Genomic DNA, 14584 nt, shown 5'->3' with positions numbered 1-14584 from the left:
GGCGGAGGACACCGGTCATCGCAACCGGGGCCCTCCGCCCGGCACCCCGCTCGCCGCCTTCCGGCCCCCGCACCTGGTTCGCGTACGACAAGGAGGCTGCCCATGTCCACCGAACCGTCTCCCGCCACCGTTCCCGCTCGCTTCGGCGTCTGGCTCGTCGGAGCCCGAGGATCCGTCGCCACGACCGCGATCGCCGGCTGCGCCGCCGTCGCCGCCGGGCTCCAACCGCCGACCGGCATGGTCACCGAGGCGCCTCCCTTCACCTCGTCCGGACTGCCGTCGTTGTCCTCCCTCGTCTTCGGCGGCCACGACACCCTCGACTGCCCGCTGCCCAAACGCGCCGAACACCTCGCCGCCGGGGGAGTCCTTCCGCACGGCCTGCCGTCCGCCGTGCACGCCGAACTCGCCGCCGCCGACCGGGAGATCCGGCCGGGCGGCCCGCTGCACGGGGACACGACCCGGTCCGCCGAGGAGTGGATCGAGACGTTCGCCGCCGACATCCGCGACTTCGTGCACCGCCAGGACCTCGCGGGAGCCGTCGTCGTGAACGTCGCCTCCACCGAGCCCGCCCCCACCGACGGCATCCTGCCGCCCAGCTCCCTCTACGCGGCGGCGGCCCTGCGCGCCGGCTGCCCATACGTCAACTTCACCCCCTCCACGGGCCTGCACCACCCGGCGCTGGCCCCGCTCGCCGAGTCGTCCGGCCTGCCGTACGCGGGCCGCGACGGCAAGACCGGCCAGACCCTGCTGCGCTCCGTCCTCGGCCCGATGTTCGCCCAGCGGGCGCTCACCGTACGCGCCTGGTCCGGCACGAACCTGCTCGGCGGCGGAGACGGCGCCGCCCTCGCCGACCCGGCCGCCGCGGCGGCGAAGAACGCCGGCAAGGAACGCGTCCTCGCCGACACCCTCGGCGCCGCACCGCAGGGCGAGGTCCACATCGACGACGTGCCCGCCCTCGGCGACTGGAAGACCGCCTGGGACCACATCGCCTTCGACGGCTTCCTCGGCGCCCGCATGGTGCTGCAGACCACCTGGCAGGGCTGCGACTCGGCGCTCGCCGCGCCCCTCGTACTGGACCTGGCCCGCCTGCTGCTGCGCGCCCGAGCCGTCGGACTGACCGGCCCCCGCCCGGAGCTGGGCTTCTACTTCAAGGACCCGGACGGCGACGCCTCCTCGGCGCTCGGCGAGCAGTACGCCGCGCTGATGGACTTCGCGGCACGGCTGCGGGACGGCGCATGAGCGGCCACAACACCTCCCCGCTCCGCGCCTGGGCCGAACTGCTCCGCCTTCCCGCCCTGTTCACCGTCCCCGGCGACGCCCTCGCGGGCGCCGCCGCGCTCGGCACCCGCCCCGGCCGCGGCACCCTCCTCGCCATCGGCTCCTCCCTGTGCCTGTACGAGGCCGGCATGGCCCTCAACGACTGGGCGGACCGCACCGAGGACGCCGTGGACCGCCCGCACCGCCCCATCCCGTCCGGCCGCATCCACCCCGCGGCGGCACTGACGGCGGCAACGGCCCTGACGGCGGCCGGAGTCGGCCTCGCCTCCCGCGCCGGCCGCACCCCGGGGACGCTGGCGGGAGCCCTGGCCGCGACGGTGTGGGCATACGACCTGGGCCTGAAACGCACCCCGGCCGGCCCGCTGGCGATGGGGGCGGCACGAGGCCTGGACGTGCTGCTGGGGGCCACGGCGTCCGCAGGCGGAGGAGGAGCCGCACGCGCGGACGTCATCGCTGGGCGCGAGCAACGACACACCCTGCGCGCGGCGCTGACGTCGGGCGCCTCTGCGGTGGAAGGTCTGCGCGGGGACGGGGACGTGCGGCCCGTGCGGCCGATGTCGCTCCGTGCGGCGCTGACCAGGGCCGCCCCTGCGGCGGCGGGTCTGCGCGGGGACGAGGACGTGCGGCCCGTGCGGCCGACGCTGCTCCGCGCGGCGCTGACGTCGGGCACCTCTGCGGTGGAAGGTCTGCGCGGCGACGGGGACGTGCGGCCCGTGCGGCCGACGCTGCTCCGTGCGGCGCTGACGTCGGGCGCCTCTGCGGTGGCGGGTCCGCGCGGGGACGGGGACGTGCGGCCCGTGCGGCCGATGTCGCTCCGTGCGGCGCTGACGTCGGGCGCCTCTGCGGTGGCGGGTCCGCGTGGGGACGCGGAGGCTCGGTACGCGCGGACGTCCCTCCGCTCGGCCCTCGCCGCCGCCGCGGCCATGGCCGTCCACACCACCGCCGTCACCACCGTCTCGCGCAACGAGACGACCGGTGGCGTGCCGCTCGCGCCCGTCGCGGCGCTCGGGGCGACCGCCGCTTTGACGACCCACCTCCTCCAGCTCCCGGCGGGCCGAGGCGGAGCAGCCCCCCTCGGCCTGCCGGGTCCCCTCGCGTACGCGGTGACCGCGGCCCGCCCCCTGTTCCACGCCGCGCTCAACCCGTCGCCGCCCCTGACGCAGCGGGCCGTCGGTGCCGGGATCCGCGCCATGATCCCGCTCCAGGCCGCCCTCGCCGCACGCGCCGGCGCACCCGGCACCGCCCTGGTCACCGCCGCCCTGGTGCCTCTCGCGCGTCGCTTCTCCCGGAAGGTGAGCGTGACATGAGCCCCCACCCGGACCACCCCCCGCTGCGCTGGGGCTACGGCACCAACGGCCTCGCCGACCTCCGTCTCGACGACGCCCTCGCCCTCCTCGCCGACCTCGGCTACGACGGCGTGGGCCTCACCCTCGACCACATGCACCTCGACCCGCTGGCCCCGGACCTCGCGGCCCGCACCCGGCGCCTCGCGCACCGCCTCGACGCGCTCGGTCTGAGCGTCACCGTCGAGACCGGGGCCCGCTATGTGCTCGACCCGCGTCGCAAACACGGCCCGTCGCTCCTCGACCCGGACCCCGACGACCGGGCCCGCCGCGTCGACCTCCTGCTCAGGGCCGTCCGCGTCGCCGCCGACCTCGGCGCGCACGCCGTGCACTGCTTCAGCGGAGTCGTCCCCGCGGACACCGACGCGGACACCGCCTGGAAACGCCTCGCCGACACCCTCACCCCGGTCCTGGACGCTGCCGCCACCGCCGGTGTGCCCCTCGCCGTCGAACCCGAACCCGGTCATCTCCTCGCCACCCTCGCCGACTTCCACCACCTGCGCCGCACGCTCGGTGACCCCGAGCCCCTGGGCCTGACCCTGGACATCGGCCACTGCCAGTGCCTCGAGCCCCTCCCTCCCGCGGACTGCGTCCGCGAGGCCGCGCCCTGGCTGCGGCACGTGCAGATCGAGGACATGCGCCGCGGTGTCCACGAACACCTCCCCTTCGGCGACGGCGAGATCGACTTCCCGCCCGTCCTCGCCGCCCTCTCCGCCAGCGGCTACCAGGGCCTGACGGTCGTCGAACTGCCCCGCCACTCCCACGCGGGCCCCCACTTCGCCGCTCACTCCCTCCCGTTCCTCCAGCGCGCCGCCGCCCACGCCGCGGCCTCCACCCCCTTCGCCCCGTCCCACGGCGATCCCTCCGCCACCCCCGAAGGGAGCACCACCCCATGAACCGCCCTCACGGCACCCCGGCCACCCCGGACACGCACACCACCGGCCACGGACCGGCCCCTCACCCGCCGGGCAACCCCACGGCCGGCACCGCACCCTCGGGGCAGGCCACACCTCCCGGCGCCGACACCGCCCCCGCCCACACCCCGCCCGCCCGACTGCGCGATCACCTCGCCTCCCAGCTCGGCGGAGCCGCCCGTGCCTGGCTCGACCAGGCGCTCGACGAGGCCGCCGCCCACCCCGGCAGCCACGGCCCCATCTCGGTGTGGGAACTGCGTCTCGCGGAGGCCGGCCGCCGCTGCGGTTCCGCACACGCCGACGCCGCACGCGTCCTCATCCTGCACGCGGCCCGCCCCGACACCGACGCGCTGACCCGGGTCTACTTCCAGGGCACCGCCGACGAACGCCGCGCGGTCCTGCACGCCCTGCCCCACCTCGTGCCCGGCCCCGACGCCCTCCCGCTCGTCGAGGACGCCCTGCGCACCAACGACACCCGCCTCGTCGCCGCAGCCCTCGGCCCCTACGCCGCCCGGCACCTCGACACCCACACCTGGCGGCACGCGGTCCTGAAGTGCCTGTTCACCGGAGTGCCCGTGGACCAGGTGGCGGACCTGGCCCGGCGCGCCCGCGGCGACGCCGAACTCGCCCGCATGCTCGGCGACTACGCCGACGAGCGCACCGCGGCCGGCCGTCCCGTCCCGGAGGACCTGCACCGTGTGCTGGCCCTGACCGAGTCCGCCCCCGCCCCGGCCGCCCAGGAGACGGACACCCCCCACGGCAAGGAGTCCTGATGCGCATCTTCGACCCCCACATCCACATGACGTCGCGCACCACCGACGACTACCAGGCCATGTACGCCGCAGGCGTCCGCGCCGTCGTCGAACCCTCCTTCTGGCTCGGCCAGCCCCGCACCTCCCCGGCCTCCTTCCTCGACTACTTCGACTCCCTCCTCGGCTGGGAACCCTTCCGCGCCGCCCAGTACGGCATCTCCCACCACTGCACCCTCGCCCTCAACCCCAAGGAGGCCAACGACCCCCGCTGCACACCCGTCCTCGACCACCTGCCCCGGTATCTCGTCAAGGACAACGTCGTCGCCGTCGGCGAGATCGGCTACGACTCCATGACGCCCGCCGAGGACACCGCCCTCGCCGCCCAGCTCCAGCTCGCCGCCGACCACGGCCTGCCCGCACTCGTGCACACCCCGCACCGCGACAAGCTCGCCGGCCTGCGCCGCACCCTCGACGTCGTACGCGAGTCCGCCCTGCCCCTGGACCGGGTGCTGGTCGACCACCTCAACGAGACCACCGTCAAGGAGGCCAAGGACAGCGGCTGCTGGCTCGGCTTCTCCGTCTATCCGGACACGAAGATGGACGAGCAGCGGATGGTCGCCATCCTGCGCGCCTACGGTCCCGAACAGGTCCTGGTGAACTCCGCCGCCGACTGGGGGAAGAGCGACCCCCTCAAGACCCGCAAGGTCGCCGACCTCATGCTCGCCGAGGGCTTCACCGAGGACGACGTGGACCAGGTGCTGTGGCGCAACCCGGTCGCCTTCTACGGGCTCAGCGGCCGGCTGAACCTCGACGTCACCGGCACCGAGGCCACCCACGAGGGCAACTCCATCCTGCGCGGCGGGGAGTGAGCCATGCGCTTCCGGCACCCCGACGGCTCCACCGTCCACCTCGCCTACTGCACCAACGTCCACCCCGCCGAGACCCTCGACGGCGTCCTCGCCCAGCTCCGCGACCACTGCGAGCCCGTCCGCCGCCGCCTCGGCCGGGACCGGCTCGGCATCGGTCTGTGGCTCGCCCGCGACGCCGCCCACGCCCTGGTCACCGACCCCGCGGCGCTGCGCGGCCTGCGCACCGAACTCGACCGGCGCGGCCTCGAGGTCGTCACCCTCAACGGCTTCCCCTACGAGGGCTTCGGCGCCGAGGAGGTCAAGTACCGCGTCTACCGGCCGGACTGGGCCGACCCCGAGCGCCTGGAACACACCACCGCCCTCGCCCGCGTCCTCGCCGGGCTGCTGCCCGACGACGTCACCGACGGCAGCATCTCCACCCTGCCCCTGGCCTGGCGCACCGCCTACGACGACGCCCGCGCCGACAAGGCCCGCACCGCCCTGCTCACCCTCGCCGAACGCCTCGACGCACTCGAGGAACTCACCGGCCGCTCCATCCGCGTCGCCCTCGAACCCGAACCGGGCTGTGTCATCGAGACGATCCGTGACGCCATCGGCCCGCTGACCGCCATCGGCCACGACCGTGTCGGCATCTGCGTCGACACCTGTCACCTCGCCACCTCCTTCGAAGACCCGCACACCGCCCTGGACGCCCTCACCGAGGCCCGCGTCCCCGTCGTCAAATCCCAGCTCTCCGCCGCCCTGCACGCCGAACACCCCCGTCTGCCCGACGTCCGCGACTCGCTCGCCGCCTTCGCCGAGCCCCGCTTCCTGCACCAGACGCGCACGCTCACCGCCGCCGGACTGCGCGGCACCGACGACCTCGACGAGGCCCTCGCCGGCGAGGCGCTGCCCGACACGGCACCCTGGCGCGCCCACTTCCACGTCCCGCTGCACGCGGCCCCGGCCGCGCCCCTCACCTCCACGCTCCCCGTCCTGAAGGACGCGCTCACCCGGCTCGTCGGCGGCCCGCACCCGCTCACCCGCCACCTGGAGGTCGAGACCTACACCTGGCAGGCCCTCCCGCCCGAGCTGCGGCCCCGCGCCCGCGCCCAGCTCACCGACGGCATCGCCGCCGAGCTCACCCTCGCCCGCGACCTGCTGACCGACCTCGGCCTGAAGGAACTGCCATGACCACCCGAGCGAACGCCACCAGCGCCCCCGACGGCACCAACGGCCCCACCCCCCTTCTCGTCCTCGACGTCGTCGGCCTCACCCCCCGTCTCCTCGACCACATGCCCCACCTCAAGGCGCTCGGCCGGTCCGGCTCCCGCGCCCCGCTCGGCACCGTCCTGCCCGCCGTCACCTGCGCCGCCCAGTCCACCTTCCTCACCGGCACGATGCCCTCCGAGCACGGCATCGTCGGCAACGGCTGGTACTTCCGCGAGCTCGGTGACGTACTGCTGTGGCGGCAGCACAACGGTCTCGTCGCCGGCGACAAACTGTGGGACGCCGCCCGCCGCGCCCACCCCGGCTACACCGTCGCCAACATCTGCTGGTGGTACGCCATGGGCGCCGACACCGACATCACCGTCACCCCCCGCCCCGTCTACTACGCCGACGGCCGCAAGGAACCCGACTGCTACACCCGCCCGCCCGCGCTGCACGACGAACTCACCGAGAAATTCGGCACCTTCCCCCTGTTCCACTTCTGGGGACCCGGCGCCGACCTGGTCTCCAGCCAGTGGATCATCGACGCCACCCGGCACATCAACCGCACCCGCACCCCCGACCTGACGCTCTGCTACCTCCCTCACCTCGACTACGACCTGCAGCGCTACGGCCCCGACGACCCGCGCTCCCTGCAGGCGGCCACCGACCTCGACTCCGCCCTCGCCCCGCTCCTCGACGACGCCCGTGCCGAGGGACGTACCGTCGTCGCGCTGTCCGAGTACGGCATCACCCGCGTGAACCGGCCCGTGGACATCAACCGCGCCCTGCGCCGCGCCGGCCTGCTGGAAGTGCACACCCAGGACGGCATGGAGTACCTCGACCCGATGGCCTCCCGCGCCTTCGCGGTCGCCGACCACCAGATCGCCCACGTCTACGTGCGCCGCCCCGAGGACCTCGACGCCACCCGCGCCGCGCTGGAGGACCTGCCCGGCATCGAGCAACTCCTCGACGACGAGGGCAAGAAGACCCACCACCTCGACCACCCGCGCGCCGGCGAACTCGTCGCCGTCGCCGAACCCGACGCCTGGTTCACGTACTACTACTGGCTCGACGACGCCCGCGCGCCCGACTTCGCGCAGCTCGTCGAGATCCACCGCAAACCCGGCTACGACCCGGTCGAACTGTTCATGGATCCCCTCGACCCCTACGTCAAGGTCAAGGCGGCCACCGCACTGGCGCGCAAGAAACTCGGCCTGCGCTACCGCATGGCGGTCGTGCCTCTCGACCCCTCACCTATTCGCGGCAGCCACGGCCGCCTCCCCGCGAGCGACGACGACGGTCCGCTCCTCATCTGCTCCACCCCCCGCGCTGTCGGAGACCGCGTAGCGGCCACCGATGTGAAGTCACTGCTGCTCCGGCTGGCCGGACTCGCCTGACGCACCGCCCGCGCATTCCGACTACCGAGAGTGAAACACACGGCACTGACAACGGCCCCTCCGATGCCCCTCCGATGCCACCGGCGGCGGCCACGACGAAGAAGGCAGGCACCCGTGACCCAGTTCTCCCACTCCTCGCAGGGCGACGCCCCCGCATCCGACGTCACCACGGCGGGCCCCGACGAGGCCCTCAGACGCCGGCTCGGCATCGGCCGCCGCCGCTTCCTGTCCACCTGCACCGCCGCCGCGACCGCGGCGATCGCCGCCCCCGTCGTGGGCGCCCCACCGGCGCTCGCGGCCCCGGCCCAGAACGACAGCCGGGGCCACGACCACGGCGGCGACGTCCTCGTCCCGGCGAACCGGCGCGGCATCATCCTGTACACCGTCCGCGACGCCACCGGCCGTGATCCGCTCGCGAGCGACCTGCCCTCCGGCTTCCGCGAGGTCTTCAAGGAACTGTCCCGGTACGGGTACCGGCAGGTCGAGTTCGCCGGCTACCGCCAGCACGCCAACGCGCCCGGCGGGGCCGACCTGGAGTCGGTGCAGGGTGCCCGGCAGCTGCGCTGCTGGCTGGAGGACTACGGCCTGCGGGCTCAGGGCAACCACGGTTTCATCCCGCCGTCCTGGCCGCTGACCACGGCGGACCTGGACACCTTCAAGAAGCACCTGGAGATCGCCAACATCCTCGGCATGGCCCACATGGGCACCGGCGGCGACCCCACCGGCAGCTCCTACCGGGCCGACTGGGACGTCGCCGCCGACAAGTGGAACACCCTCGGCGAGATCGCCCGCCGCGAGGGCATCAAGCTGTACACCCACAACCACGACGCGGCCTACGGCTTCCTGCTGGACGGGGGCCCGCTGGACGAGCAGGGCCGGCCCACCCGCAGCTCCGGCATCCGCAAGCTGGAGTACTTCCTGAAGGTCACCGACCCGAAGGCCGTGTGGCTGGAGATGGACATCTTCTGGGCGCACGTGGCCCAGTACAAGTTCCACACCTACACCGCCCACGACGGCACCCAGCGGGAGAACGTCTTCGACCCGGCCGCCCTCGTCGCCCGCCACAACAAGCGCTACCCGCTGTTCCACGCCAAGGACGGCACCGTCAACACCTCCAACGGCATGGGCTACGACATGGTCCCGTTCGGCACCGGCGACATCGACTACCGCACCTTCTTCACCCGCGTCGGGCACCGCACGTACCACAACCCGATGGTGGAGCAGGACAACGCACCCAGCTCCACCGACGCGGGCCAGTCGCTGCGCTTCGCGAAGACCGGCTACGACAACATGGCGGCGCTGCGCAAGCGGCGCCGCTGACCGGAGCGAAGCAGGCGGTCCCCTCTCCGACAGAGGGGACCGCCTCCGCCTCCGCCTGCGCAGCTGGTCAGACGGTCGGCCGGGAAGCCGCTCACCCGATCCCCTGCCGGTCCGGCCGGAGCGCGAAGTCGCGGTCGGCCCCCGTCGGGGCGACACGCTCCACCGCCTGCTGGAGCAGCTCACGGTGGCGCAGCAGCGGCTCCTGCCGATCCGGCGGGGCGAGGAGCAGCAGGTCGTCGAGGCCGGCCATCAGCCGCCGGGTGACCTGTGGCGCACCCGCCCCGCACATCCGTACCTCCGCGAAGCCCAGATCCACCAGCTCGTTCCAGCCGGGCACCGGCTGCACCAGCCGCACCGCGCCGCCGCGATCGCGGTGCACGGCCGTGTCCAGTGGCCGCCGGGACAGCGCGGCCAGCAGTTGCACGATCCGGTCCAGGGCCTGCACCGCCGTCGTCGGATCGTTGATCGCGGAGGACAGGGCCCGCAGCGCGATGTCCGACAACTGCCGCAGCCCGAACGCCAGATCCTGGTGGAAGGTGCGTTCCACCCCCACCGCCACGGTGCGGCGCAGCGCCCGGCGTGGCGGCGCCTGCCCGCCGTGCACCGCCAGCAGGGGCATGCCCGGCACCACGAAGTCCCCGATGCGCGGGATCAGCCGCAGCACCACGCCGTGCGCCCGCGCCACCCGCACCAACCGGGCGATGTGCACGTCCCGCAGCACACCCGGGCGCCCCTCGTGCGCCACCCACGCCGTCACCGGCCCGAGCGCGGCCGGCTCCTCACCGCTCCGCGGCGCCGGCGTGAGCGCGGCCACCCGGAAGGACTCCGCGGCGATCCGGGAGATCACATGGCTGACCCGCATCATCCGCAGCGTCGTGTTCACGTACATCACGAACAGCAGCAGACTCAGCCCGACCATGATCAGAGTGAGGATCGACTGCACGAGCGGCACGGAGGTGACCACCCGGGGGTCGGTGGCGCTGTCGAACGTGGTCAGCACGAGCAGGCTCAGCACGAAGGTCGCGAGGAACACGGCGAACGTCGCCTTGGTGATCCGGCTGCGCACGAAGATCCGCACCACCCGCGGCGTGAACTGTCCGCTCGCCATCTGCACGGCGACCAGCGAGATGCTGAACACCACACCGATGAAGGTCATCATCGCCGAGCCGACGGCGCTCACCACGGCCTTCGCGTCGTCCGCGAACCGCAGCAGATCGCTCAGCGTCTCGAGGTCGCCGTCGTCCCGCAGCGCCCGGACGATGGCCGCGTCGAGCTCCTGGGCTCCCAGCCACACCACGAAGACCAGCACCATGGCGACGGTGGGCGCGAACCAGAACGTGTCCCGCAGATGCTCCCTGAGCGGCGACAGCGCCCGCTGCCGACGACTCGGCAACGGGCCCTGGGTAATCGTCCAGTCACTCATGGTGCGACCCTAGGGGTATCCGGCTCCCTGGTCCCGGACCACCGCCGGAGGGAAGGAAACGCAGGTGAAAGGCACTGCGAAACCTTGGTATGGTTGTCCCTGTCGCCGCGGGGCAGAGCCCTGGCACGGCGGCAGACACCTGGTCCGGGTGGCGGAATGGCAGACGCGCTAGCTTGAGGTGCTAGTGCCCTTTATCGGGCGTGGGGGTTCAAGTCCCCCCTCGGACACTCTTCACCAGCTCCCTGATCTGTGGGCGAAGTGCCGGCGAGTCGTACGACTCGCCGGTTTTGTCGTTTCTGATCGTCGACCAGGTCGCATCAGCTCACATCAGCCTGCGTCGGCCCGCTGGGGCCGTCTCTGAACCGCGCCCGCCAGGCCGGTCGCCGATACTGAGGAAATGGGCAAATTTGGGAGATATGTCCATTCCTTGGCCGGCCGGCGCCTGCTGTCGTTGCGGAAACCGCGCAGCGTCGCCGGTCAGTTCTTCCTGCTGCAACTGGTCGTGGTCCTGCTGATCGTCGCCACAGCCGTGCTGGCGCTGGTGATCCAGGACCGCAGCCGCGCGATCGAGGAAGCCGGCGACCGGTCACTGGTGGCGGCCGAGTCGTTCGCGAACGCCCCGGGCACGGCGGAGGCGATGAAGAGCGACGACCCGACGGCGGCGCTCCAGCCGCAAGCCGAGACGGTGCGCAAGAAGACCGGCGTCGACTACGTGGTGGCGCTGAGCCCCTACGGCTTCCGTTGGACCCACCCGGACCCGGACCAGATCGGGAAGCACGTCTCCACCTCCTACGGCCAGGCACTCGAAGGCGAGCCCCAGCAGACCACGTTCGACAGCAGTCTGGGCAAGGCGGTCGACTCGACGGTGGCCGTCTTCGACGAGAGGGGCACCGCGGTCGGCCTCGTCACCGTGGGCGTCACCGTCGGCAAGGTGACCAGCGTCGTGCAGCACCAACTGCCGGTGATCCTCGCCTCCGGCGGCGTCGCGCTGCTGCTGGCCGCGGGAGGATCGGCACTGGTCAGCGGGCGTCTGCGACGCCAGACCCGGGGCCTTGGGCCGGTGGAGATGACCCGTATGTACGAGCACCACGACGCGGTGCTGCACGCGGTCCGTGAAGGCGTGATCATTCTGGACGGTGACGGAACACTGCTGCTGGCCAACGACGAGGCGCGCCGGCTGCTCGCGCTGCCGCCGGAGGCCGAGGGCAGGCCGGTCACCGGACTCGGGCTGAGCCCGGCCCTGGCCGGACTGCTGGGGTCGGGCCGCGCGGCCACGGACCAGGTCTTCCTGGCCGGGGACAACCTGCTCGCGGTCAACGTGCGACCGGTGGGTCCGAAGGGGGGCAGCGTGGCCACCCTGCGGGACACCACGGAGCTGCGCGCCCTCGCGGGCCGGGCGGACGTGGCGGGCGGCCGCCTCCAACTGCTCTACGAGGCCAGCACGCGGATCGGTACCACCCTCGACATCAGGCGCACCGCCGAGGAACTGACCGAGGTGGCGGTCCCGCGCTTCGCCGACTTCGCCACCGTGGAGCTGGTGGAGCCCGTGCTGCAAGGCGGTGAACCGACCGGGGCGAGTACGGCGATGCGCCGCGTCGCCGTCGCGGGCATCAGGGAGGACGCGCCTCTTCACCAGGTCGGGGCCTTGGTGCGCTACCTGCCCGGCAACCCCGTGGCCACCGGCATGACCACCGGCCGGCCGGTCCTGGTGGAGCGCCTCGCCACGGCCGACGGATGGAAGGCCCAGGACCCGGAGCGGACGCGGAAGGTCGTCGAGTACGGCATCCATTCCATGATCTCGGTGCCGCTCCAGGCCCGGGGCCAGTTGCTGGGGGTCGTGGAGTTCTGGCGTTCCCGGCAGGACCCCTTCGAGCCGGACGATCTGTCCCCCGCGGAGGAACTCGCCGCCCGGGCGGCCGTGTGCATCGACAACGCCCGCCGCTACACCCGCGAGCACAACACGGCCGTCACCCTCCAGCGCAGCCTGCTGCCCAGCGCACTGCCCGAGCTGTCCGCCCTCGAGGTCGGGCACCGATACCTGCCCACCCAGGCCGGGGTGGGCGGCGACTGGTACGACGTCATCCCGCTGCCGGGGGCCCGGGTGGCCCTGGTGGTCGGCGACGTCGTCGGACACGGCCTGCACGCCGCCGCCACGATGGGTCGCCTGAGGACCGCCGTGCACAACTTCGCCGCCCTGGACCTGCCCCCGGACGAGCTTCTCGCCCACCTGGACGAACTGGTCACCCGGATCGACCAGGACGCGGCGGCCGAGGGCAAGATCGAGGCCGTCACCGGCGCCACCTGCCTGTACGCGGTCTACGACCCGGTCTCCGGGCGGTGTGTTCTCGCCCGGGCCGGTCATCCCGGTCCGGCGCTGGTCTCACCCGACGGCTCCGTGACCTTCCCCGACATCCCCGTCGCCCCGCCCCTGGGCGTCGGCGGAGGTCTTCCGGTCGAGACGGCCGTACTCCGGCCGGCCGCCGGCAGCCGGCTGGTCCTCTACACCGACGGCCTGGTCGAGGCACGAGGCCGTGACATCGACATCGGGCTCGGCATGCTGCGACAGGTGCTGGCCGATACGCACGGCGCCACCCTGGACGACACCTGCCAGGCGGTGCTCGACGCGATGCTGTGCACCGGGCAGAGCGACGACATCGCGCTGCTCGTCGCGCGCACCCGGCTGCTCCCCCCGGATCAGGTCGCGGAGTGGGACGTGCCCGACGACCCCGCGGCCGTCCCCCGGATCCGCGGCGAGGCCACCCTCAGGCTGGAGTCCTGGGGACTCGGCGAGGCCACCTTCACCACCGAACTGATCCTCAGCGAACTGGTGACGAACGCCATCCGGTACGGAAAGACCCCCATCAGCCTGCGTCTGCTGCGTGACGGCGACAGCCTGATCTGCGAGGTCGGCGACGGCAGCAGCACCTCCCCCCACCTGCGCCGCGCGACCTCCACCGACGAGGGGGGCCGTGGTCTGTTTCTCGTCGCGCAGCTGTCCCGCCGCTGGGGGACCCGGTACAACGACCGGGGCAAGATCATCTGGGCTGAGCAGGCGCTCGACGCCGGAGCCGCCGGGGACCTGAGCGGTCTGCTGATGGCGGACCTGTGAAGCGGGCAGGAGACCGGACCCCCGCGCGCCGCGGGGGGTGCGGCGGTCCGGAGCGTTCAGGAGCCGTCGTCGACCGTGAGGTACGGGATCTTGGCCGGGTCCCGGCCGAAGGCGGCCCCGAGATAGACGGCCGACAGCTTGGCGAGCGTCCCGTCGTCGATCAGCTGCCTGATGATCCGGTCCAGTTCTTCCTTGTCGGGTGAGCCCTTGGGGTACAGGGCGCCGTACCCCTGGTCGGTCCGGTACTGGCCCACGAGGCTCACCCGGCTCTCCTGCTTCTGGGGATACGCCAGCAGAATGGTCGTGTCGTGGACGACCGCGTCGATCCGTCCCTCCTCCAGCGCCGTGATCAGCTCCGGGTCGTTGGCGAAGGCGGTGACGGGCCTGACCGGCTTGATGCGGTCCCCGACGAACTCCTCACCCGTGGTGCCCTCGGCCACTCCGATGCGGACGTCTCGGATGTTGTCCTGGTTGATCTTCTCGCCGTCCCTGATCAGCAGTCCGAGGGTCGAGGAGAGATACGGCGGGGAGAAATCGGCGACCTTGCTCCGTTCCGGGGTGATCGTGATCTGCGCCAGGGCCAGGTCGAAGTCCTTCGTCCGGCCGGACACGACCTCCGGGAAGGGGGCGTTCTTCACGTTCACGCGGTCGAGTCCGGACCGGTAGGCGATGTTGGCCGCCATGCAGTACTCGTAACCGCTCTTGACCGAGTCCGGCGTGTCGCCGTTCCACCAGCCGGGCGCGGGCAGTGTCGTCCTGACCGTGAGCGCGCCTGCCGTCTCGGGTGACAGCTGGAACTCCCCGTACTGCCCCGAGACCGGGCAGTCGCCGTACCGGGCGTTTGACGGCTCCGACCCGTCCTGGTCACACGCGGATGCCGCCACGATGAGCGCCCCGCTGACAGACAGAGAGACGATCGCTGCAGCGGCGCGCATCATCGCACCTCCAATACGGGCATAGGGCCTGAGTCACCATAAATCACCCTGAA

At 72.8% G+C, this 14584-nt stretch carries 11 protein-coding genes and 1 tRNA gene; 10 read left to right on the top strand and 2 right to left on the bottom strand.

Annotated elements, in window-relative coordinates; all coding sequences use genetic code 11:
* Positions 1-102: 102 nt before the first annotated feature.
* The 8 genes from AB0412_RS07505 to AB0412_RS07470 all read left to right on the top strand — a co-directional run bounded on the left by AB0412_RS07505 (position 103) and on the right by AB0412_RS07470 (position 9064).
* Positions 103-1239 (top strand): inositol-3-phosphate synthase, encoded by a 1137-nt coding sequence (locus tag AB0412_RS07505; protein ID WP_366401560.1) that lies wholly within the window; start codon positions 103-105, stop codon positions 1237-1239.
* Positions 1236-2585 (top strand): UbiA family prenyltransferase, encoded by a 1350-nt coding sequence (locus AB0412_RS07500; RefSeq protein ID WP_366401559.1) that lies wholly within the window; start codon positions 1236-1238, stop codon positions 2583-2585. Before AB0412_RS07505 ends, AB0412_RS07500 begins: the two co-directional genes overlap by 4 nt.
* Positions 2582-3517: a sugar phosphate isomerase/epimerase family protein gene (locus AB0412_RS07495; RefSeq protein ID WP_366401558.1), complete on the top strand. Its 936-nt coding sequence runs from the start codon at positions 2582-2584 to the stop codon at positions 3515-3517. Before AB0412_RS07500 ends, AB0412_RS07495 begins: the two co-directional genes overlap by 4 nt.
* On the top strand, positions 3514-4308 hold the full coding sequence (locus tag AB0412_RS07490) for an EboA domain-containing protein (RefSeq protein ID WP_366401557.1): 795 nt from the start codon (positions 3514-3516) through the stop codon (positions 4306-4308). The genes AB0412_RS07495 and AB0412_RS07490 overlap by 4 nt, the downstream gene beginning before the upstream one ends.
* The gene (locus AB0412_RS07485) at positions 4308-5156 is read left to right on the top strand and encodes a TatD family hydrolase (RefSeq protein WP_366401556.1); all 849 of its coding nucleotides are present in this window, start codon (positions 4308-4310) and stop codon (positions 5154-5156) included. Before AB0412_RS07490 ends, AB0412_RS07485 begins: the two co-directional genes overlap by 1 nt.
* A gap of 3 nt (positions 5157-5159) precedes the next feature.
* Positions 5160-6329 (top strand): metabolite traffic protein EboE, encoded by a 1170-nt coding sequence (eboE, locus tag AB0412_RS07480; protein ID WP_366401555.1) that lies wholly within the window; start codon positions 5160-5162, stop codon positions 6327-6329.
* Positions 6326-7744, top strand: a complete 1419-nt coding sequence (locus AB0412_RS07475; protein WP_366401554.1) for a nucleotide pyrophosphatase/phosphodiesterase family protein — start codon at positions 6326-6328, stop codon at positions 7742-7744. Before eboE ends, AB0412_RS07475 begins: the two co-directional genes overlap by 4 nt.
* Before the next feature lie 207 nt (positions 7745-7951).
* Positions 7952-9064 carry a sugar phosphate isomerase/epimerase family protein gene (locus AB0412_RS07470; protein ID WP_366401954.1) on the top strand — a complete coding sequence of 371 codons (1113 nt, stop codon included), beginning with the start codon at positions 7952-7954 and terminating at the stop codon, positions 9062-9064.
* Positions 9065-9155: 91 nt separating this feature from the next.
* Here the strand turns inward: AB0412_RS07470 and AB0412_RS07465 are convergent, their stop codons facing one another.
* The gene (locus AB0412_RS07465; RefSeq protein ID WP_366401553.1) at positions 9156-10487 is read right to left on the bottom strand and encodes a DUF2254 domain-containing protein; all 1332 of its coding nucleotides are present in this window, start codon (positions 10485-10487) and stop codon (positions 9156-9158) included.
* A 142-nt stretch (positions 10488-10629) separates the two neighbouring features.
* Here AB0412_RS07465 and AB0412_RS07460 point away from each other — a divergent pair.
* Together AB0412_RS07460 and AB0412_RS07455 are read left to right on the top strand one after the other, a co-directional pair.
* Positions 10630-10714 (top strand) — tRNA-Leu (locus AB0412_RS07460).
* Positions 10715-10884: 170 nt separating this feature from the next.
* The gene (locus tag AB0412_RS07455; protein WP_366401552.1) at positions 10885-13596 is read left to right on the top strand and encodes a SpoIIE family protein phosphatase; all 2712 of its coding nucleotides are present in this window, start codon (positions 10885-10887) and stop codon (positions 13594-13596) included.
* Between the two features lie 56 nt (positions 13597-13652).
* Here AB0412_RS07455 and AB0412_RS07450 read toward each other — a convergent pair whose 3' ends face one another.
* Complete coding sequence (locus AB0412_RS07450; RefSeq protein ID WP_366401551.1) at positions 13653-14480, bottom strand: ABC transporter substrate-binding protein; 828 nt, start codon at positions 14478-14480, stop codon at positions 13653-13655.
* Positions 14481-14584 lie beyond the last annotated feature (104 nt).

The organism is Streptomyces sp. NPDC052012 (assembly GCF_040689265.1).
Taxonomy (GTDB): Bacteria; Actinomycetota; Actinomycetes; order Streptomycetales; family Streptomycetaceae; genus Streptomyces.
This window is presented reverse-complemented; position numbering and strand designations above follow the sequence as displayed.